The following is a 21,070-nucleotide window of genomic DNA, read 5'->3' on the forward strand; positions in this document are numbered from 1 at the left end:
ATCTATACCAACAATTAAAAACGTATTTTAGTTATTACAATACAAAAAGAAGGCATCAGGGAATAGAAAACGAAATACCGCTGGTAAAGTATTTAAACAAACAACAAAAAGCAGCTTAGTCAATATAGCCGGAACTTAATTTAAGCTGAAAACTGCCCTACAAATGGGGGGATGCTCACTGCTTCAAAAAAAGAATTGTCTTCAATTGATTTTATTATAGTGTTTGCCTGATATGTGCCAAATGTATTGTTTTCAGATTCTTTGAAGAATTTGGACTTCGATATTATATTTTTGTAATCACTAACATATTGGTCTAAAATTGCCTGATTCTTATCAAGAAATTTCTTGACATTTCCTTTCTTATCGAATATGTCATTGTAACGAAAATCATATTTTTCAAATTCTGTTTTGAGTTGATTTATTTGGTTAGATAAAACTTCAAAAAAATCTAAATTCTCATCTTCTGAAAATGTATTTATAAATTCACTTTCGCAATCAGTACTTTGCGAAATGACTTTTAATTTTTTTATGAATTCAACTTTTAACTCATTTAATTCTTGATATATAGTATCATATTCTTCCTTTAGTTCTTTACTCGCAAGAAAACTACTGATCTTACTTGATGCATCAAAACTATCATCTTCAGCATTTATTACTAATATATCATCTGGATTAATTTCGGAATCTTCGTTTAAGATTTCATATTTCGAAACTCTAGATTTGTAAATTCGATCACAAGGTTTGTTGCTGGGATCATCTTTTGAAAACAACTCAAATGTTTTTGCAAAAGAAGTTTTCATTGTTCCGTTTGGAGCATAAACTAAATGAGTATTACTTTTCTCGAAATCGAATTGATGGACTAATTTTCCAATTCCAAAGCAATTCTCTAAATCAATTTTAAGTTGTTTCATTAGGATGTTTTTAAAAGAAATTACCGCTAACGTTTTGGCCATACGCAGTGTCCTGAAGGGCATTGCGTATATGTGTTGTTGTGCTTTCGTTTATTCTTTTTCAAGTTCAATCATAAGTATTGTTTGTAATCAATTTCTTTGAATAGAACCCGTTTCTCTTCGTCACTTATTATGGCACTCAATTGATTCTTTGCCTTTCCACCTTCTTCGATAATCATCAGCCATTTCTTATCAGTTAATATGGGTTCAACATCATAGTTATCTTTTTTTGGAGAGTCATATTTGTCGAGTAGTTGATGCCATGCCGAAATCGAGTCAAATTCCTTTTTTGTGATCCAACCTTGCTTCAATTGATATTCGTAGTTATTATCGATACCTAAATCGTCAAAATAGCTACACATAAATTCCACGAATGACCAATGTGGATTTGAGTTTCTTTTATTAGTCCATAATTGTCTTTGAAGTTCTAATGATGTCAATTCATTAATACAATTTAACCATCTATTTCTCCAGAGTTCTTTTTGCATTTCGCTGTTATAATGAAGCACAACGTTTTGCATATGGCTTGTGGGGTTTTGGAGAACTTTCCTATCCACCGAAACCAAAGCTGGCTACGGAGCGAAAACCTCGCTGGCAGCCGTTCACCCGCCATAAGCTATATGTTTTGTTGTGGTGTCGTTTTTTTTTTATTTTTTCTTTTATCTCTTCTGCTTGGTCCCTTATCAATTCCCAATTTAAGTCATTACGATAATCTTCAATAGACCTTGTTTTTTCAAGTTGTTCCAGAATCTGAGTTCTTAAATTTAAAACGTCATTTCGTACATCTGTTGGAATTTTCTTCGCTTCAATTAATCTGTCGACTGTCCAGCCATGCAGGAAACTCACCGCGTCACCCGGCAATTCCTCAAAAATGAAGTATTCTAAATCCTCATCACTTCCTTCTAATCTATTTTTGTCGAGATAGGATAAAGTGTCTGAGAAAAGCTCGTATGATTCTTCAACTGTTATCATGTCTTTTTCAAATGCACCACAACGTTTAGGCTATAAATCGTTGCGGAAAAAATCCGCAGGATTTTTGGCTCAGGTGAAGATAATAAAAGGTGTTGATTTTGCGTGATAAAAATCGGCAGCAATGCTTTTATAGCCCTTGTTGTGAACCGTTTATTAAAGCGCTAACCGGAACTTCCAAATACACCAAAAGAAAAAAAGCGAGTTTCATACGCGCGCTTGCGGTGCGCCTGTCAACGGGTGTACGCTTTTTTTACAGCGGGCAGGCCAAAAACCCTAAATGACCATCAGGAAAGGTGGCGTTGATCAGTCCGTCTACAGACTCAAGTAAATTAAAATTCAAAGCGGGAAGGGTAACCAGGATTTAAATTGAAACCGACTTTAATCTGTCCGTTTTAGGTAGCGAAATTGCGTTTAACAATCAGATAGGGTGGTGGTGAGATCTGAGAATTCGACCGGATCAATGGTTTACAACGTGCGTATAACACAACCAGTTGGGCTATATCTATTTTACAATCACGAATATAACCAAACTAATCCCCTGTCCTTTACGGCATTCCTCAAAACGCATAAAAAAAGCGACAATTCCAAAAAGAATTGTCGCTTTTAAACTTTTGCCTGCCCTGGCTTCGATACAAATCGCTTCGCTTTAGCTTGCGATTCACTCAGCCTGCATTAACCTGTAACTACTCAATCCGCGTATGCGTGTTTATAGGGTTCGCCTTTTAAAATCTTAAGCATATCGGCTTCCAGACTTTCGATAGGGTATTCTACAATACGGCCCAGTTCTTTACCGTCTTTGCTAAGAATAAGGGTAGGTACGCGTTTGATGTCTTTACCTTCTTCCAGTCCCTGCGGCGTGGTTTTGGAGCGGTCTACGGTGATCAGCTCAATATCCTGAGTCTTTCCGGTAGCATCCAGTATTTTGTAAATGCGTGGCGTTTCGCGCTTGCTGTCGCCGCACCAGGTGCCCATAAAGAGGGTGATTTCTACATCCTGAAGCAGGGGTTTTAATTCTTCAACCAGGCTTTGGTCTACGCTGTACTCGCTGTAATTGGGATTAAACCAATTTCCAAAACTGCCGGTTTGCAGTTCGCGGCGCTCTGCAGGGCCAGTCAGCATATCGGGTTGCGGGGTTTTTTGCGAGGTAGGAATCTGTGCGGCTTCCGGCGGACCGGGAGTTTGCGGCACTTCAGAGCGGCTGGCTACAGCGTTTTGCGATTTGCACGCGCTCATCAGTACAATCGCCAGCACCAGGCTGAGATATTTTAAATATTTCATCGTTTTTTGGTTTAACTGACCAGGCTTTCCTGATCCATTTCTTTTGCTTTTTCAATACCCATCATATCGAGAATGGTAGGGGCTATATTCCCCAAAACTCCGTCTTTTACGCTCTTGATATCATTGTCTACCACAATTACAGGTACGGGATTGGTCGTGTGGGCGGTATTTGGCGAGCCGTCTTCGTTTTTCATGGTTTCGCAGTTACCATGGTCTGCAATCACGATGGCACTGTAACCGTGTTCCTGGCCGGTGGTGATCACATCTTTGGCACAGGCGTCAACGGCCTCACAGGCTTTAATGGCAGCCTCCAGCACACCGGTGTGGCCCACCATATCGGGGTTGGCAAAGTTGAGGCAGACAAAATCTACTTCTTCTTTTTTGAGTTCGGCAACAATCTTGTCGCGCACTTCATACGCGCTCATTTCCGGTTTCAGGTCGTAAGTCGCCACATCTGGAGATTTGGCAATCAGGCGGGTTTCGCCCTCAAATTCCTTTTCCCTTCCGCCCGAAAAGAAAAAGGTTACGTGCGGGTATTTTTCGGTTTCCGCAATGCGAATCTGCTTCTTTCCGGCTTTGGAAATCACCTCGCCAATCGTATTGGTCAGGTTATCTTTATCAAAAATGATGTGGATGTTCTCAAAAGTCTGGTCGTAGTTGGTCATCGTGACGTAGTACAGATCCAGTTTTTTGGTATCCTGCTCGGGGAAATCTTCCTGCGAAAGCATACGGGTGAGTTCGCGCCCGCGGTCGGTACGGTAGTTAAAAAACAATACTACATCGCCGTCTTTAATGGTGGCAACAGGCTGATCGTTTTCGGTAATGACCAAAGGCTCCAGGAATTCGTCGGTGGTGCCGTCTGCGTATGATTTTTTAATAGAAGCAACCGGATCGGTCGTTTTGGTACCGATACCTTTTACCGCAGCGTCATAGGCTTTTTTCACGCGTTCCCAGCGGGTGTCGCGGTCCATCGCAAAATAGCGCCCGGTGATGCTGGCTAGTTTGGCACCGTTATGTTGAGCGTAGTCATTTAAATCTTCGATGAAACCGGCGCCGCTTTGCGGGTCTACATCGCGACCATCGGTAAAAGCGTGAACGTAAACTTCTTCCACACCCACCTCATTGGCGGCTTTGATCAGACCTTTAGCATGATCAATATGTGCGTGAACGCCACCGTCTGAAACCAGACCTAAAAGGTGAATGGGTTTGTTGTTTTCTTTGGCGTATTTAAAAGCGGCTTTCAGCTCGGGCTGATCGCGCAGTTTATTTTCGCGCAACGCCTTATTGATTTTGGCGAAATCCTGATATACGATGCGGCCCGCACCCAGGTTCATATGGCCAACTTCGCTGTTGCCCATTTGCCCGTCTGGCAAGCCCACGTTTTCACCGTGTGTAAGTAATTGCGCGTGTGGATATTTGGTATAAAGTGAATCGATAAACGGAGTTTCTGCCTGATCTACTGCCGAAACTTCTTTATTAGGTGCAAATCCCCAACCGTCGAGGATCATTAAAATGACTTTTTTATTCATGGTTATTTTGAGTTGTTTCACAAAGATACGGACTAAACCAACTAAAGGCTAAAACTTTGCAGGCCAATCGCGATAGCGTTTGAGGAGCTTATTGCTGTTATTATTATTATTATTATTATTATTATTTCGAGCTTGGGTGGGACATCCATCCCTGGCCCTTCCTTCGAAGGAAGGGAATATATTCTTAGTCTGGTATTAAAAGCCTCCCTTCGAAGGGAGGTTTGGAGGGATGTTTAATGCTGAAGTTTTCTTTTAAATATCTTTCCCTCTTTTCAGTCAAAATCAAGCTTGCGACTCTACCGATCGACCAGATGATTAGACCAATAACAATAGAAATAATAATAACAATACAAATAATCACCCCCTATACTTCTCAATCGCTTCTTTGATTTTGGCGATGCGGTTTTCGGGGTCGGGGTGGGAGCTCTGAAACTCAGGTACGCGCTGGCCACCGCTCGCTTCTTTTAAGATTTGCATCACTTCAATAAGCGCTTCGGGGTCGTAACCGGCTTCCAGCATAAATTTCACACCCAGATCATCGCTCTCGAGTTCGTCACCACGCCCGTTTTTAAGCAGCAGGGTTTGTCCCAGCTGGCTGGCGAGCATTCCGGCATCAGCGCCTACCTGTGCACCGGTAGCAACGGTATTGGCGAGTTCGCTTTGCGCGATGCGCTCAGCCGAGTGCCTGCCCACCACGTGCCCAATCTCGTGCCCTAAAATGCCTGCGAGTTGGTCTTCGGTTGAAAGACGCTCGAGCAGGGCATAGGTGATAAAAATCTGGCCGCCGGGCAGGGCGAAAGCGTTTACCGTCTTGGGATCACGCAGGAGATGAAATTCATACTGATACGGCGTCTCGCGGGCAATGGTGTTGTCAACCAGTTTTTTGCCCACACGATCTACCATGTTTTGCAATTGCTGGTCGGGGTGCATGCCGCCATGTTGCTCGGCCATAATAGGCGCATTTTGCAGGCCGATTGCGATTTCCTCTTCGGTCGTAAGGCATATGGCCTGGGTGCGCCCGGTATAGGGATTTTCTTCCTGGCTGCCGTAATATTTTATCAGGCCAAAAATGACGATTCCTACGCCTAAGACTATTTTAAGTGCTCTTCCACCTAGTTTCATATTGATAAGAATAATTGGTTAGTTTCAGTTAACTAAAGCCTCCCTTTAAAGAGAGGTTTGGAGGGATGTTTCAGCTCTTTCTCTAAAACAAATTCATTTTAAAAGTTTCGGATTGATATCCAGAATATTTTCGGTTCGGTATTTTTCAATAAAGGCCGAAGTAAAGGCGTCGCTGCCCAGCAGGTTTTTTTGCTGAAAGATTTGTGCGATATCCAGTTTTTTATAGTCTTTGAGATAATCTACGGAAAGTGGGGCGTAGCTGAAATGCCAGGGCTCATACTTGAAGCCTTTTCGCCCGTAATCATTGGTATAGACTTCATAAAAGCCAAAGGATTCTGCATTTTCGTCTAGCCAGGCTTTGAGTGCACAAAACGGACCGGTACCGTGAAATTTATCGGGGTCGAGTACATTGTTTGTAACTCCCGTTCCCGCCTGAATGATGTCGAGATCTGTAGCCCAGTGATGACGCGAAGTACCGGGGATGGTGCTGTATTCAATAATCTTTTCAATAGCTGCCAAAGGGGGCATTCCGCGTCCTGTATAATCTCTGTATTTGCGTTCCCAGATGCGGTTTTGGTGGGCGTAATCGCGATAGCTCGAAACGACCTGTATGCCGATGCCTTCTTTTTTTGCGGCAGCAGCCATCCGGTCAAAAGCCTCGGCAGCTTCGGGACGCAGGCTATAGCCGCTTTTTTCAGTCAAAACCGGATTTCCCCGACCCAGAAGTTCGGCTTCCGGAAGAGCGGTGTTTGCTTTTAAAAGCTGCGGAAAGGTTGTTACGGCAGCAGTGGTTAACAGCGTGTTTTGTATAAACCGGCGTCTTTTCATCAGAGCTTTTTAAAAAGTAAATAGTGCGTACCTACGTTTTCAATTTCAAAAGGCTCTCCTTCTATGTTGAAACCTTTCCGCAGGTAAAAATTAAGCGCCTTGATGCGGGCATTGCACCAGAGCAACTCGACACCTTGATTTTGCAGGTGCTTTTCGGCTTCATCAACCAGCAGATTTCCCAGTTTTTGTCCCTGATATTCCGCTAAAACGGCCATTCCGCGCAGTTGGTATTGCTTTCCGGTAAATTGGGGTTTTGAGTTGTTCATCAGGCTTACGACCCCAATAAGTCTTTCCGCATCAAAAAGGCCGAAATGCAAGGTGTCTTCAGCCTCGTCACCCGGCATTGCGCAACTTTCCGCAGGTTTCCCTTCTCGTAAAACCGGATGGCGCACGGCGAAGGTTTCTGCAGCGGTGATTTGGCGGATTTGTAATGAGGTAGTAGTACTAGGCGCGGACATCAGCGTAATCAGGATTTTCGTCAAACTTGATTTCGGCAAAAGGACAGAGCGGCTCAATTTTAATATTTTTCTCCCGGGCCCAGTTTACCACATAATCCAGCAATTCGCTGGCATAACCCTGGTGTTCATAACCCATTTTGGTTTCGGTATGGTCAATTACGATGATCCCGGCGTCCTGAATGGTATAGGTAAGCTCTGAGATTTTTTCTCCGTTTTCTTCCCTGTAGAATAAGCCCCTGCTTCGGTTTTCTCTGTGGTGTATCGCTTTATCCATTATTTTTGCTGGTTTATTGCAGCAGTTGTTAAGCTGCCTTATCTAAAAATAGCTAATTATGCTCAAAATTAAGATCAGCAGATTTTATAAAACCGATATTAACACGTTTTTACCACTGGTGCAGGAGTTGATGGAGCATAGTGTGGAAGAAAATCTGCTCAAAGCGCGCTTTGGCGAAATGTTTGAACACCGGTATGAATGTTATGGCATTTATGTGGAAGAAAAATTAGCCGGGGTTTTTGGACTTTGGTTTGCCACCCGTCACTATTGCGGTAAAACCTGCGAGGCGGATCATGTATTTATCAAGCCCGAATACCGCAGCAAAGGTTTAGGCAAACAGGTATTTCAATGGATTTATGATTACGCACGTGAAAAGGGTTGCGAGACCAGCGAACTCAATGCCTACGTACACAATTTTGCTGGGCATAAATTTTACCTCAATGAGAACTACGTCATTAAGGGTTATCACTTTCTGAAAAAACTCTAGCTTACCGTGATCTCCGAACCGGCTTCGAGTTCGTAAGGTATTTTTCCGGCTTCAAAAATACGGGCGCTGTGCGGGCCGCGCAGGGTATAGGTACGGCGGTGAGCTTCAATCCAGCTGCCTTCACGTAATCCTACGACGGGGATGTTATTAAACTGATGAAACTCTTTTATACGGGTTTCGCGGGTTTCACCCATATGCGTGCTGTTTGGGTCGGGATCCAGATAATGGGCGTTGATGTTGAAAGGCATCGCCCCCAGGGTTTTAAAACTTGGCGGGTAAACGATGGGCATATCATTAGTATTTTGCATACTGATGCCTGCTATATTAGAACCGGCACTTGTGCCCAGATAAGGCATATTCTCATAGAGCCTGTCTCTTAAAATCGCCATTACTTTATGTTGGTAGAGTTGTTCTACCAGTAAAAAGGTATTGCCGCCACCGGTAAAAACGCCTTCAGCCTGAGCGATGGCTTTTACGGGATCTCTAAACTCGTGCAGACCCAAAACTTCGATATTAAGTTCTCTGAAAAATTTACGTACGCGCGCTGTGTACAGGTCGTGAGACAAGCCTCCCGGTCTTGCAAAAGGTATAAAGATAAGCCGCTTAACTCCTTCAAAATGAGTGATAAGCGCAGGCTTCAGATAGTCAAGATATTCACCGCCGTGGATTGTAGAGGTACTGGCAAGTATTAATTTCTTCAAAATGAAACGATTTGTTTCAAAATTACACATTCAGATATGGGGTTGGTGGGCATTTAACAAAAAATTACCCTCCTAATCCCTTTAATTTTGTGTAACTTGTTGTTACTTCATACCAGCAACTAAGGCACCAAAAAACAGGTCAGAATGAAATACAGTACTACACTTTTAATGCTACTTTTTACAATCACTCTGGCACATAGCCAGCAGTTGGCCCGGGTAATGGCAGACGGCCAGATTATCGTACCTGCGGGTGATGATCCCGGGGGTATTGTGGTTTATAATAACACATCCCAGCGCGGTACGGTTACTTCAGAGTCGGGTACGTTTGACATTGCAGTCGCTCGTAATGACGAGTTAGTGATCCAATCCCTGCAATTTGCACCCATCACGGTTATCGTAGATGCCGGTATTGTAAACTCCCGAAAAATCAGCATTACGCTTAGGGAAACCGTAAATATTCTCGAGGAGATTATCGTGCGCCCCTATGATCTTACCGGCGATATTGTTGCCGATGTTAACCGCGTGCGCACCATAGACCCAGTGCCATTCACGGGAGGTCAGATAAAGGCTGAAGATAATGCGCCCGACAGGTATACCACTCCCGAAAACATCGCTTTAGATGATATGCGCTGGCGATATGGTCTTAATTTCATCAATATTTTCAAGGCTATTTTTGATAAAAAAGATGAGCCGATTGAGCGCAATGCAGAGCAGGAACTGGCAGCTATGTACTCTAATGAGTTCTTTCAGCAGAATCTGGATATCAAGCGTGAAAACATCAGCGCCTTTATGGATTACGTGTCTGAAAACGGACTCACAAAACCCATGCTGGAGCAGGGTAACGAGCTTGCTTTGATTCAGTTTTTATTGCAAAAACGTGATGCCTTTAAGGCTTCTCTGGAAGAAAACTAAATACGGGAAAGACGTAGTTGACCCGTTTGAAGCCGTCATTTAAAGCATTAACCGGCTGTTAAAAACGGCTTAACCGGTTAAATGCCGTGTAACATGTTTACTTTTGAGGCGTATTTAAGTGAAATCTTAATACCCTCAACACGTGTCAAAAACCGCATTTTTATATTGCTTTATCGCGCTCTGTGTCAGCAGTGCCGCCGGTAGTTTGTTTGCTCAGGAGACCGTGATGCTCGAGGGTAAGGTGGTAAACGACTCCATAGAACACGAGTACCTGCACATTTTAAACTTAAGCCTGCAAAAGGGAACCGTCACCCGTGAGAATGGCGATTTTACAATCCCAGTGCGTTCGGGCGATACGCTCTACATTTCTGCAGTTCAGTTTAAACATCAGGAACTTGTGGTTTCTGCGGAAATAGTCAACAGGAAATATCTGGAGGTTAAACTTGAACCCGAAGTTACCGAACTGGAAGATGTACAGATCAGCAATATTGAGCTTAACGGAAGATTGGGCGACGATATGAACCGCATCAAGCTGGAAAAACCATTTGACCCTGCTGAGGCCGGTTTGCCGGTTTACAAAGGTCCGATTTTGACTCAGGAAGAGCGACGGCTCTACACCGCAACGCACAGCGGAGCCGGGATCATTCCCGTAGATGCGGTGATCAATGCGATAAGTGGCCGTACCAAAATGCTCAAAGAGCAGGTGCGTATCTCCAATATGGAACGCCGGGTACAAAAAGCCCGTAATCTGGTTTCAGATACGACCTATATCAGGCAATTGCAGATTCCGGCGCGGTATATAGATGATTTTGCGCACTATGTATATTTTGACAAGCCCGAAGCTTTGGCCATCGCAGCAACCCAAAACCCGCTTTCGATTCTTGAAATGCTGCTGAAACAGGCTCCCGCCTACCTTCAGCATAAAAGCGAAGAAGGTGTTGAGGTAAACTTCAAAGACAAAGACGGTCAATAAACTTATTTTTTTGGAACGACTCTTGATCAAAATCGCTAAAAACAGATAACTTGCTTCCATGAATTTTAAAAAACTGCTCCTCCTTATTGCTGTAATTCTTCCGCTCTGCGCGTTTACGGCACATAAATATTATTTCAGTGTCACCCAGGCAGATTATGATGCAAAATCCCAATCTTTAAAAATAGTCACCCGCGTTTTTTATGACGACCTGCAAAAGGTGTTTCAGGAACGCTACGATAAATCCATTCGGGTAGATGCTTCCTACGATCAGCAGAAACTGGACGGGTATATTAAGCGCTATTTTGAACAAAAATTTATTGTGACGGTCAATGGGGAAGAGCGCTCTATACATTATCTGGGTCATAAGGATGAGGTAGATTATGTGGTGTGCTTTATAGAGGTCGAAAACATCAAAAACCTCAAAACAGTAAGCATTGAAAACACTTTGTTGATGGACTTGTTTCCCGATCAGAAAAATGTGGTGCATCTGCACGCCGGTACTACTAAAAAAAGTTTCCTTTTGACCCGCGAAAATGATAAAGCCGTGTTAAAACTTTCTGAATAATTTATTAACATTCGGCTAATCTTTACTTTTATAAAATTCACAAGCACAAACAGATTTATACTTTATGAAAAAACTTAAGTACAGCTTTTTTGCTGTTTTACTTCTCGTAGGAGCAGGTGCTTTTGCTCAGGAGCAGGAACAGCCGCAGGAAAAAGAAAAACAAATGGGGCATACTAACGTCAACAAGTTCAGACAGCTTTACGACGAGTTTGCAACCCCTAATCAGTATCGTACCGCTTCGGGAGCCCCCGGCCCTGCATACTACCAAAACGAGGCCGATTATGAGATGAAGATTGAACTTAACGACGACAATCAGACCATCTCAGGTTACGAGACCATTACCTATAAAAACAATTCACCAGATCGTCTGGAGTATTTATGGGTGCAACTGGACCAGAACATTCGTAAGAAAGATTCTCCTGCACTTGAAAAAGACGGCAGCGGGATGTCACCGGTTATTCAGCCGGGTTCTGTGGTTTCTACCTATATGAAAGAACCTTTTGACGGAGGCTTCAACATTACCGAAGTTTCTAAAGACGGTAAGCCGCTTAAACACACCATCAACTTTACAATGATGCGCGTAGATATGCCACAACCGCTTGAGCCGGGCGAAGAGTTTGAGTTCAGCATCGGGTGGAATTTCAACATCGTAGAGCACACCGTAGACCGCGCACGCTCGGGTTACGAGAGTTTCCCTGACGGAAACAAAAACTACATCATCGCACAATTCTTCCCCAGAATGTGTGTGTATAATGATGTGGAAGGCTGGCAAAACTACCAGTTCTGGGGTAATGGCGAGTTCGCTTTGCCTTTTGGTGACTATGAGGTTGAAATTACCGTACCTGCAGACCATTTACTTGACGGAACCGGCGAACTGGTAAACCGCAAGGATGTATACAGCAAAGAAGAAATGAGCCGCTGGGAACAGGCGATGAAGAGCTATGACAAGCCGGTTTTTATTCGTACTCAGGCTGAAGCCGAACAAATTGAAAAAGGACGCAGCACTAAAAAGAAAACATGGAGATTGGAAGCAGAAAACGTAAGGGATTTTGCTTTTACTTCCTCTCGTAAATACATTATGGATGCACAGGCTGTTAAGTTCCCGCAGGGAGATGTAATGGCGATATCTATTTATCCTAAAGAAGGAAACCCGCTTTGGGAAGAATATTCTACCAAAGCTGTGGTGCAAACCTTAAAGTCGTACTCGCGTATGACCTTTGACTACCCGTATCCCAAAGCGATCTCGGTTCACGGTCAGAATCAGGGTATGGAGTATCCTATGATCTGCTGGAACTACGGTCGTCCTAACGAAGACGGTACCTATAGCGACCGCACCAAATACGGGATGATTTCGGTAATCATTCACGAGGTAGGTCACAACTTCTTCCCGATGATCGTTAATAGTGACGAGCGTCAGTGGGGATGGATGGATGAAGGAATCAACACCTTTGTTCAATATGTGGCAGAGCAGGATTTTGGCGAAAACTATCCCGAAGCCATTGCTCCAAATGCTAAATATCCTTCGCGAAGAGGAGAGCCCTCTCAAATTACCGGTTATATGGGCGGAGATCAAAATTTTATTGCTCCAATCATGTCAAACCCGGAGAATGTGTATCAGTTGGGTAATAACGCCTACGGAAAGCCTGCAACGGCATTAAATATTCTTCGTGAGACGGTAATGGGACGTGATCTTTTTGATTATTCCTTTAAAACCTATGCGCAGCGCTGGATGTTTAAACACCCTACACCCGAAGATTTCTTCCGTACGATGGAAGATGCTTCTGCAGTAGATTTGGACTGGTACTGGAGAGGATGGTTCTACAGCACCGAATTTGTTGATATTGGTGTAGAAGACGTAAAATCTTATTATCTAACCGCCGAGCCCACTGCAGCAGGTAAAGAACTGTTAAGCCGTTATGGTTATGATCCTTCTTCTATTGACGCTGTTTATGTAGTTGAAGAAGATGGTGAGGATTACGATCCTGCAATGAAGGATAAAGATATGCTTGAGAATGCTCCAAATTTAAAGGAGTTTATGATGGATAACTTTACTCCCGAGGAGCGCGCAAAACTTAAAACTCCGAAGCATTTTTATGCAGTTAAGTTTAACAAGCCGGGAGGAATCCCCATGCCACTTATCGTAGAGTACAGCTATGCTGATGGTACTAAAGAAAAAGTGACCTATCCGGTACAGGTTTGGCGTAAAAATGATGCTGAAGTAACCAAGGTTTTAGCAACCAATAAAGAACTCGTAGGCGTTGTGGTTGATCCAGATCAGGAGACGGCAGATGTTGATGTAAGCAACAACAACTGGCCTCGTGAAGCTCAGGAGAGTGAGTTTGATAACTTTAAAGAAGAAGTAGAAGATTAAGGCAAACCGCTTTAAGAATTAACTTTTTTGAAATAATAAAAGCCGATGATCACTCATCGGCTTTTCATTTTTCCCGTTATATTTGCACTATGATGACAGTACCTTTATTTATAAGTGGTGGTGAGATAGCCTTTATCATTTTTATTGTGATTATGGTATTTGGCGCAGATAAGGTTCCCGATATTGCCCGCGGGCTGGGCAAAGGTATGCGCACCCTGCGCAATGCCACAGATGATATTAAGAATGAAATCACCAAAAGCGCCGAAAAACAGGGTCTTGATCCTGATATTACCAAGGATATGAAGAAGGAAATCGAAGACGCCAAGCGTAATATCGAAGACATTACCGGTCCTATAAAGCGTAAGTTTTAGTATCAAACGCTATCAAATCCCTCATATTTTTAATTCTTCTGCCGTAAACTGGCAAAGTGATAATATTTTCAGGAAAAATTAGAATTATTCTATTTTTAAGCTGTAATTTAAGTGTGAAATTCAATCTGATGGATTTCAGCATTAAAAACAGATAGCAGTAGCTATTTTGGGTTCTACGTTTGAAAGGTTTTACCCGAGGTATATAAACTGTTATCTTTTTTTAATCCGTACTAAGTGTTAATTATAATTCCCGCCTCGATGCTTATCGATGCGGGATTTTTTTGTCTTAACGTTTACGGCTTAGTGTGAGTCCGTCGCGAATCGTAAGTAATACGGTTTCCAGGGATTCTTCTTCTGCAAGCATCCTGTTGTAATCAAGAAGCGCTTTGGTAGAACTGTCTTTGGGATCTAGCGGCTCCACCACCTTTCCGCTCCACAATACATTGTCTGAAAGCAGCAGCGCTCCGGGGTTGAGCCGGTTTATAATGAGGTCAAAATAGGCGGGATAATTGGGTTTGTCGGCATCTATAAAAACCAGGTCAAAATTTCCTTCGAGTTGGGGAATGACCTCCAGAGCAGAGCCCAGATGTTGTTTGATTTGCTCCCCATATCCCGAAGCATCAAAGTACTTGCGCTGAAAGTCTGTAAGCTCTTCATTTACATCAATGGTGTGCAATATGCCATCCTGCTGCAATCCTTCCGCCAGGCATAATGCCGAGTAGCCGGTGTAGGTGCCAATTTCGAGGATCTTTTTGGGAGCCTTCAGCTTTGAGATCAGGCTTAAAATGCGACCCTGATAATGCCCGCTCAGCATACGCGGCTGCACCATCTTCTGATAGGTCTCGCGGGTAAGCCGGGCCAGGATTTCGGGCTCGGGCGAAGAATGCGCTACTGCATAGTCGTCAAGATCTTCAGAAATAAAATGCATAGTTAATCTTCTTCAAGTCCTTCAACCACCTCATCGTCGTGAAGCATTTTACGCGTTTCCTGTTTAACCAGATCAAGCTTGTCGTGCAACGACATCGCATCGGTAAACTTTCCGTCGTGAATGAGGTTTAAAATGGCTTTATCCTGCACACGACCCCGCCGCATTGCTTCCGAATAGCGTAAGTCTTCCCGAAAGGTAACCAGACTGTATTTTGAAAAGTATTCTTTAGGAAATTGCTCTTCAAAGGCGATTTCCAGTTTTCGCTTTTCCTGAAAAATAGGCCGTGCCGTGTGTGCTTTCATCTCGTGAAAGTTATCTACTGCAAGGTCTGCAATAGCATCGGTATCTTCTTTGCGCTCGTCCTGATAGGCTTTAAAAATAGCTTTCCAGTCGCCCTCGTGCTTATCTATATACCGGTCAAGCACAAAAATGTCTTCAAAAGCCGAGTTCATACCCTGCCCATAAAACGGCACGATGCCGTGAGCCGCATCGCCAAGCAGTAAAACCTTGCCATAGGCGTGCCAGGGGGAACATTTTATGGTACCCAGCGGGGAAGTAGGGTTGGTTTTAAATTCTTCCAGTAAATCGGGCATCAGGGCCAGGGCATCGGGGAACTCGCGCTCAAAGTAGTCTGTTACCGCTGCATCGCTGTTGAGGCTTTCAAAACTGTCTTTGCCTTCTTCCCAGGATAGAAACAATGTGACCGTAAAGCTGCCATCGAGATTAGGAAGCGCGATCATCATATCTTTACCGCGCGGCCAGATGTGCAGCGCATTTTTCTCTACCTGATAGCCGCCATTCCCGAGGGGTGGGAAAGAAAGTTCTTTATAGCCGTGCGTCAAAAAATCCTGCCCGTAGCTGAATAAGAATTTGCGATGGTCGAGCATGCTTTTTCTCAGGGCCGAACCCACGCCGTCGGCTCCCATCACCACATCTGCCTGATAGCTTTTAATCTCTTTGGTATGGTAATCTTCAAAAGTAGCTTCAGCGGTTTCGAGGGTCACACCGGTACACCTTTGATTGAAAAGCATCGTGATCTCCGGCATTTTTTCGCACTCATCAAGCAGCATCACGTTGAGGTCTTCACGTGAAATCGAGTTGATATACTCGTAACTACGGCCGCTGTAGGGGCTCATAAAAAGCTGGCCGTCTGCGCTGTGAATCATGCGGCCGCGCATGGGTATGCACAAAGGCAGTACTTTTTCTTCCAGGCCCGCAAGTCGCAATCCTTTCATTCCCCGATCTGAAAACGCCAGATTGATCGAGCGACCGGAGTCTATTACTTCTTTACGCAGGTCGGGTCTTTTCTCCATCAGCGTAACGCGGTAACCCCGCTGCGCCATACGTAAGGCAAGTAGGGAGCCACAGAGACCGGCGCCGATGATGAGTATGTGTTCTTGGTTTTTCAAAAGAGGTAGTTAGTTGGTGTCGTTTACTACAAACACGAGTTATTTTTGAGCTAAAAGTTGTTTCAGGCGTTGTGCCATCTCATACACATCTTCAAAACTGTTGTAGAGAGGGGCAGGGGCAACCCTGATCACATCGGGTTCGCGCCAGTCGCAAATGATCCCGGCCTGCATAAAGCCGTCGTGCATACTGCGGTCTGCATTTTTTACCTGTATGGAAAGTTGGCAACCGCGTTCATCTGGGTTTGAGGGCGTCAAAATCCAAATACGGTCGTCTTTAATCTCGTTGATGAGGTATTCCAGGTAGCCGGTGAGTTTTCGGGATTTGGCCCGTATGTTTTGAAAGCCCGCTTCCGCGAAAATTTCCAGAGATGCACGTATGGGTGCCATAGAAAGAATAGGCGGATTGCTCAGCTGCCAGCCTTCTGCTCCCGGAATGGGGTCAAAATCAACCCGCATATTGAAACGGCTGTCCATCTTATGGCCCCACCAACCCGTAAACCGGGGAATACTGCTATCGTTTGCGTGGCGTTCGTGTACAAAACAGCCGCCGAGGGCACCGGGCCCGCTGTTGAGGTATTTATAAGTGCACCACACCGCAAAGTCAGGTCCGTTTTCGTGCAGATCTGCATCGATATTGCCCACGCCGTGCGCAAGATCAAAACCTACTTTGCAGCCGTATTTATGTCCCAGTTGGGTGATTTCTTTGATGGGGTATTTTTGACCGGTGTAGTAATTGCTGTTGCCAATCATCACCAGGGCTATTTCTTCCCCGTGCTGCTCCATCAGGGCTTCCAGATCTTCCAGGCGGCACAGGTCTTCACCGGCTCTGGGTTTCCAGAGGATTAAAGACTCGTTGGGATTGTAACCGCGCTCGTGTATTTGCGATTTTACCGCATAACTGTCTGAAGGAAACGCATCGCTTTCTATTAAAATCTTGTGTCGTTTAGGTGTTGGCCGGTAAAACGAAACCATCATCAGGTGCAGGTTGGTCGAGAGCGTATTCATAATTACGACCTCACCGGGTTTTGCACCCACGATGTCAGCCATGGGCTGTGCCAGGATTTCGTGGTATTCCGTCCAGGGGATTTTGGCTTTAAAATGGCCTTCTACTGCAATTTCAGCCCAGTTGTCGAGTTCTTCGGCTACGTAATCACGCGCTTTTTTGGGCTGTAGGCCCAGTGAGTTTCCGCAGAGGTAGATCAGGTTTTTACTGTTTTCATCCCTGGGAAGGTTAAACTTTTCGCGAAAATGCGCCAAGGGATCTTCGCTATCGGCCTGTTTGGCAAAGTCTGGCGTGTTCTGATACTGCAATTTTTCTTCTTTTAACATAGACTGTAAAAATAGGAATTAAAATAGTTTTAAGCAGTCCCGTAAATTTTGGTAATTTCAATTTTTAATACCGAATCTATGCAGGCCTTACGTATCGTTTTTAGCAGTTGGAGGTATTTTGCACCGGCATTTTTATTTGCGACCCTCAATATCGTTTTTGGAACCTGGGCAATTTACATCCCAAAAATCATTCACCGTCTCGGGATTTCGGAAGGCGAACTGGGTTTTGCCGTGTTTTTTATGGCACTCGGGACGCTGTGTACGATTCCTTTTGTGCCAAAAATCATCAGTTTTTTAAAGCTGGGAAAAGCAACATTGCTAGCGGTATTGGGGTTTTGCCTGATGTTTTTGGGGCCTTTTCTCGCCGGTTCGTATGTGCAGCTTTGTGCGGCTTTGTTTGGGGTGGGCGTATTTTCGGGTCTGCTTGATGTGACCATAAACACTTTGGTGACCGAAATCGAAAAACGCGATGGCATACATTTTATGTCGGTTTCTCACGGTTTCTTTAGTCTGGGCGGAATGCTTGGCGCCGGTATTGGCGCTTTGGTTTTAGATCTGGTGAGCCTGCCCGTGTACCATGCCGGGGTGGTTGTGTTGCTGATGCTGTTTGTTAACCTGCTGCTTTCGCGTCATTATCTGCATATCGATGCTGTTAAAGAAACGCGTGAGGGGCATTTTAAACTGAAGAATTTGCGGCCGCTTCTTGGTCTGGTTGTAATAGGATTTCTGGTTATGGCTTCAGAAGGGGCAATCGTAGACTGGAGCGTGCTCTATCTGGAAAAAGTGACTCTTGCGAATCTGGCTCTGGCAGGTTTGGGCTACACGATTTTTAACGGAATGATGGCTTTAGGACGTTTTTTTGGAGACAGCATCAGTGCGCGTTTTGGTTCGCGTATTATTTTAATTGCCGGTTGTCTTACGGCGACTCTGGGGTTTGGACTCACCCTTACGGCAGTCACAGCCTGGGCTTTGGTGGGTTTTGGTTTTGTAGGTATCGGTTTGTCATTGGTGGTGCCCGAGTTGTTTAGATATAGCGGAAAGCTGAAAGGCATTCAGGCCGCCGAAGGAATCAGTTTTATCGCCGGAACCGGATTTGTGGGCTTGTTGATAGGCCCGGTGTTTTTAGGCTTTCTGGCCGAAACCTTCGATCTGAAAAGCAGTTTTGTGGCGCTGATGAGCTTTACGGCCGCTGCGGGAATTCTCGCTATGAGCCTGAAACGGAATACGAAATAATTTTATGGATAACGCTAAAGAGATTAACTCCCATTAAGTGGTCTTTTGCGTGAAGGACAGAAGCGAAGATCCTCTCCCGGCCTCCCCTTCAAAGAGGAGGAGCTTGAAGACTATTTGCTATCAAATTTAGGCAGGCCTCACCCGCAGGGGTACTTCCCGGTCAACAACCACAAAAAAAGCCACCTGATTTCTCAAATGGCTTTTTAAAGATTTAGGCTTCAGAAATTATTCTTCAGTCTTTACCGCGATATCTGTAAAATACAGGTGTACAGCATCTTCAGGCGCTTTGTGGTCTGAGGCGATTTGTATTCCGTTATAATTTTGATAATCATTCCAGGTAGTTACCATCGAGAATTCAGAAACATTTCCACGACGGTAAATCCATTCTTTCACCATGTTTTTGTCATCGTAAAAGAAATCGTAGGCATCACCCGGAGTATAACCACCCTGGTCGGTATAGGTGAGTGTGATTTTGCTGAGTTTTTCCTTGCTCATAGGCGCAGTAGCCGTATCCTGAACGGTCAACGTGGTGTTTTCTTTATCCCAAACCAAATGCATAGGGGCAAGCAGCCAGTAGGCATCGTTTATAAAGCCTTTGTCAGCATCCATACTGGTGCTGTCTACGGTAGCTCTGTTGTAGGTAAGGGTGTCCTGAGCGGTCATCATGGTGATGTCCTGTGTCTTGGGATTCCATTTCCAGGAGCGTGCAAAATGCGAATCATCGCGGTCTACATTAAACGTAAACGCTACTTCAGAAACCTTGTCCCAGTTGGCAAGACCGCTGGCATCTGCAATGGCATAGGCCACTTCCTGTTCTGGGGTGCGTACTTCTTCTGCAACTTCGACCATTTCAAAAGGTTCTTCCGTTTTGGGTTCGTTTTTACAAGCGATACAGGTAGCAAGACCCGCTAGGCTGAGTAGTAATTTTTTCATAGTGTGTGTTTTAAAGTGCCAAAAATACAAAGCTTTAGCATAGCTTTTAAGCTCAGGGGTTTCTTATTTTAAGGAATCCTTATCGTTTATACCCGTTTCTTAATTGTAAGTTTCACGCTTATAACCGACTATTAAAAACTAATTATAAATTGTTTTGAAGGGATAAATCCCATATTTAAATAAATCAACGAGTTATGAAGACAATTTTTCATCAGGCCGATACCCGGGGCGATGCCAATCACGGCTGGCTTCACAGCAAACACAGTTTTAGCTTTGCCAATTATTACAATCCCGAGCGGATGAACTTTGGCGTTTTACGCGTGCTTAACGACGATAAGGTAAGTGGCGGTATGGGTTTTGGTACGCACCCGCATCAAAATATGGAGATTATTTCCATTCCGTTATCGGGAGATTTGGAGCATAAAGACAGTATGGGCAACACCACGGTTATCAAAGAAGGCGATATCCAGGTGATGAGTGCCGGTACCGGGGTACAACATTCTGAATACAACAAAAACAAAGATGAGGAAGTCCGGTTTTTACAAATTTGGGTGATTCCAAATCAGCAAAACGTAGAGCCGCGTTACGATCAGATCACACTAAACAAAGCAGACCGAAAAAACAAACTACAGCAGGTGCTTTCGCCTAATAAAGAAGATGATGGTGTTTGGATTTATCAGGACGCATGGTTTAATATGGTGGATCTGGACGCCGGTAAAGCGGTGACTTACGATTTCAATAAAAAGGACAACGGTTTGTATATTTTTGTTCTCGAAGGAAGTGTCACTGCCGCAGAACAGAAACTGGGACGCCGCGATGGTCTGGGAGTTTATGATACTGCTTCGGTAGAATTAACAGCTGCTGAAAATGCTTCGGTATTGTTGATGGAAGTCCCTATGCGTCTGGGATAGAACACAAATTCTGAAAATTTGACAGCCGTTTTCGGGCGAAAGGCTTCCGGGGTCATTTGGTATTTTTTTTGTTTGGCTTTTGCTAAAACTATTAATTAAACCTTAAGATTATGGAAACACCTATCGAGTTAGAGTTAGTAGGAAAAAAAGGAGATATGTACGCCCTGAAATATCCGGGTTTACAGGTTCCTATTCACGTGAATTATGAACTCCTGCAAAAGTTCAGAAACAGCACCGAGTACGTGGTAAGGGAATATAAAAACCCCGATCACCATCCTGAAGAACACCACATAACATCTGTGCCCCCTCAGCGATTTCGGGCCTGATAACGATCAAAAAAGAGATGCCGTCTGCATCTCTTTTTTTATGGGCAACGCCAAAGACCGGAACAGCCCGTTTTTCACATGATATTCCTGTTTTTATTTCAGACCCTTTAAATGGTAAAGCATGAAGATCCTTAGCGGGCATTTACGACATCGTTACCTTAAGAAAACAAGGTGCAGTTTTACCATTTTAATAACAACCTGACGCCCGTT

23 protein-coding genes are annotated in these 21,070 nt (G+C 44.2%); 9 read left to right on the forward strand and 14 right to left on the reverse strand.

What is annotated here, in order from left to right; genetic code table 11:
- Positions 1-140 precede the first annotated feature (140 nt).
- The 9 genes from LLW17_RS16145 to LLW17_RS16185 form a co-directional block, all read right to left on the reverse strand.
- Positions 141-911: a hypothetical protein gene (locus LLW17_RS16145; RefSeq protein WP_228231328.1), complete on the reverse strand. Its 771-nt coding sequence runs from the start codon at positions 909-911 to the stop codon at positions 141-143.
- A gap of 110 nt (positions 912-1,021) precedes the next feature.
- Positions 1,022-1,471 (reverse strand): hypothetical protein, encoded by a 450-nt coding sequence (locus tag LLW17_RS16150; RefSeq protein WP_228231329.1) that lies wholly within the window; start codon positions 1,469-1,471, stop codon positions 1,022-1,024.
- A 28-nt stretch (positions 1,472-1,499) separates the two neighbouring features.
- Entirely contained in the window at positions 1,500-1,922 is a 423-nt protein-coding gene (locus LLW17_RS16155; RefSeq protein ID WP_228231330.1) for a hypothetical protein, read from the reverse strand.
- Positions 1,923-2,609: 687 nt separating this feature from the next.
- Positions 2,610-3,200: a thioredoxin family protein gene (locus LLW17_RS16160; protein ID WP_228231331.1), complete on the reverse strand. Its 591-nt coding sequence runs from the start codon at positions 3,198-3,200 to the stop codon at positions 2,610-2,612.
- Positions 3,201-3,211: 11 nt separating this feature from the next.
- Positions 3,212-4,729 (reverse strand): 2,3-bisphosphoglycerate-independent phosphoglycerate mutase, encoded by a 1,518-nt coding sequence (gpmI, locus tag LLW17_RS16165; RefSeq protein ID WP_228231384.1) that lies wholly within the window; start codon positions 4,727-4,729, stop codon positions 3,212-3,214.
- A 357-nt stretch (positions 4,730-5,086) separates the two neighbouring features.
- Positions 5,087-5,851 carry a M48 family metalloprotease gene (locus LLW17_RS16170; protein ID WP_228231332.1) on the reverse strand — a complete coding sequence of 255 codons (765 nt, stop codon included), beginning with the start codon at positions 5,849-5,851 and terminating at the stop codon, positions 5,087-5,089.
- Positions 5,852-5,944: 93 nt separating this feature from the next.
- Positions 5,945-6,679: a M15 family metallopeptidase gene (locus LLW17_RS16175; protein WP_228231333.1), complete on the reverse strand. Its 735-nt coding sequence runs from the start codon at positions 6,677-6,679 to the stop codon at positions 5,945-5,947.
- On the reverse strand, positions 6,679-7,137 hold the full coding sequence (locus LLW17_RS16180; RefSeq protein ID WP_228231334.1) for a GNAT family N-acetyltransferase: 459 nt from the start codon (positions 7,135-7,137) through the stop codon (positions 6,679-6,681). The genes LLW17_RS16175 and LLW17_RS16180 overlap by 1 nt, the downstream gene beginning before the upstream one ends.
- Complete coding sequence (locus LLW17_RS16185) at positions 7,124-7,411, reverse strand: GNAT family N-acetyltransferase (RefSeq protein WP_228231335.1); 288 nt, start codon at positions 7,409-7,411, stop codon at positions 7,124-7,126. The genes LLW17_RS16180 and LLW17_RS16185 overlap by 14 nt, the downstream gene beginning before the upstream one ends.
- A gap of 58 nt (positions 7,412-7,469) precedes the next feature.
- Here LLW17_RS16185 and LLW17_RS16190 point away from each other — a divergent pair, with 58 nt between their 5' ends.
- Positions 7,470-7,898 (forward strand): GNAT family N-acetyltransferase, encoded by a 429-nt coding sequence (locus tag LLW17_RS16190; protein ID WP_228231336.1) that lies wholly within the window; start codon positions 7,470-7,472, stop codon positions 7,896-7,898.
- Here LLW17_RS16190 and pepE read toward each other — a convergent pair.
- Positions 7,895-8,599: a dipeptidase PepE gene (gene pepE, locus LLW17_RS16195; protein ID WP_228231337.1), complete on the reverse strand. Its 705-nt coding sequence runs from the start codon at positions 8,597-8,599 to the stop codon at positions 7,895-7,897. The genes LLW17_RS16190 and pepE overlap by 4 nt on opposite strands.
- A 144-nt stretch (positions 8,600-8,743) precedes the next feature.
- On the opposite strand from pepE, the gene LLW17_RS16200 reads away from it, so the two are divergent.
- From LLW17_RS16200 to LLW17_RS16220, 5 genes are all read left to right on the forward strand, one after another.
- The gene (locus LLW17_RS16200) at positions 8,744-9,511 is read left to right on the forward strand and encodes a carboxypeptidase-like regulatory domain-containing protein (RefSeq protein ID WP_228231338.1); all 768 of its coding nucleotides are present in this window, start codon (positions 8,744-8,746) and stop codon (positions 9,509-9,511) included.
- Positions 9,512-9,653: 142 nt separating this feature from the next.
- Complete coding sequence (locus tag LLW17_RS16205; protein WP_228231339.1) at positions 9,654-10,484, forward strand: peptidase associated/transthyretin-like domain-containing protein; 831 nt, start codon at positions 9,654-9,656, stop codon at positions 10,482-10,484.
- 58 nt (positions 10,485-10,542) lie between these two features.
- Positions 10,543-11,049 carry a DUF6702 family protein gene (locus LLW17_RS16210; RefSeq protein WP_228231340.1) on the forward strand — a complete coding sequence of 169 codons (507 nt, stop codon included), beginning with the start codon at positions 10,543-10,545 and terminating at the stop codon, positions 11,047-11,049.
- 64 nt (positions 11,050-11,113) lie between these two features.
- Entirely contained in the window at positions 11,114-13,420 is a 2,307-nt protein-coding gene (locus LLW17_RS16215; RefSeq protein ID WP_228231341.1) for a M1 family metallopeptidase, read from the forward strand.
- 89 nt (positions 13,421-13,509) lie between these two features.
- A complete protein-coding gene (locus LLW17_RS16220) occupies positions 13,510-13,791 on the forward strand; it encodes a Sec-independent protein translocase subunit TatA/TatB (RefSeq protein WP_228231342.1) in 282 nt (93 codons plus the stop codon).
- A 286-nt stretch (positions 13,792-14,077) separates the two neighbouring features.
- Here the strand turns inward: LLW17_RS16220 and LLW17_RS16225 are convergent, their stop codons facing one another.
- From LLW17_RS16225 to kynU, 3 genes are read right to left on the reverse strand one after another with little or no spacing between them, the layout of a single operon-like run.
- Positions 14,078-14,719 carry an O-methyltransferase gene (locus LLW17_RS16225; protein ID WP_228231343.1) on the reverse strand — a complete coding sequence of 214 codons (642 nt, stop codon included), beginning with the start codon at positions 14,717-14,719 and terminating at the stop codon, positions 14,078-14,080.
- A 2-nt stretch (positions 14,720-14,721) separates the two neighbouring features.
- Positions 14,722-16,128 carry an FAD-dependent oxidoreductase gene (locus LLW17_RS16230; protein ID WP_228231344.1) on the reverse strand — a complete coding sequence of 469 codons (1,407 nt, stop codon included), beginning with the start codon at positions 16,126-16,128 and terminating at the stop codon, positions 14,722-14,724.
- Positions 16,129-16,167: 39 nt separating this feature from the next.
- Complete coding sequence (gene kynU / locus LLW17_RS16235) at positions 16,168-17,457, reverse strand: kynureninase (RefSeq protein WP_228231345.1); 1,290 nt, start codon at positions 17,455-17,457, stop codon at positions 16,168-16,170.
- A gap of 78 nt (positions 17,458-17,535) precedes the next feature.
- Between kynU and LLW17_RS16240 the strand changes: the two genes are divergently transcribed.
- Positions 17,536-18,690: an MFS transporter gene (locus LLW17_RS16240; RefSeq protein ID WP_228231346.1), complete on the forward strand. Its 1,155-nt coding sequence runs from the start codon at positions 17,536-17,538 to the stop codon at positions 18,688-18,690.
- 225 nt (positions 18,691-18,915) lie between these two features.
- On the opposite strand, the gene LLW17_RS16245 is transcribed toward LLW17_RS16240, so the two are convergent.
- The gene (locus LLW17_RS16245; RefSeq protein WP_228231347.1) at positions 18,916-19,623 is read right to left on the reverse strand and encodes a hypothetical protein; all 708 of its coding nucleotides are present in this window, start codon (positions 19,621-19,623) and stop codon (positions 18,916-18,918) included.
- Positions 19,624-19,817: 194 nt separating this feature from the next.
- Between LLW17_RS16245 and LLW17_RS16250 the strand changes: the two genes are divergently transcribed.
- Positions 19,818-20,534, forward strand: coding sequence for a pirin family protein (locus LLW17_RS16250; protein ID WP_228231348.1), 717 nt, complete (start codon positions 19,818-19,820; stop codon positions 20,532-20,534).
- Positions 20,535-20,644: 110 nt separating this feature from the next.
- The gene (locus LLW17_RS16255) at positions 20,645-20,860 is read left to right on the forward strand and encodes a hypothetical protein (protein ID WP_228231349.1); all 216 of its coding nucleotides are present in this window, start codon (positions 20,645-20,647) and stop codon (positions 20,858-20,860) included.
- Positions 20,861-21,070 lie beyond the last annotated feature (210 nt).

The organism is Leeuwenhoekiella parthenopeia (assembly GCF_020782115.1).
Classification (GTDB): Bacteria; Bacteroidota; Bacteroidia; order Flavobacteriales; family Flavobacteriaceae; genus Leeuwenhoekiella; species Leeuwenhoekiella parthenopeia.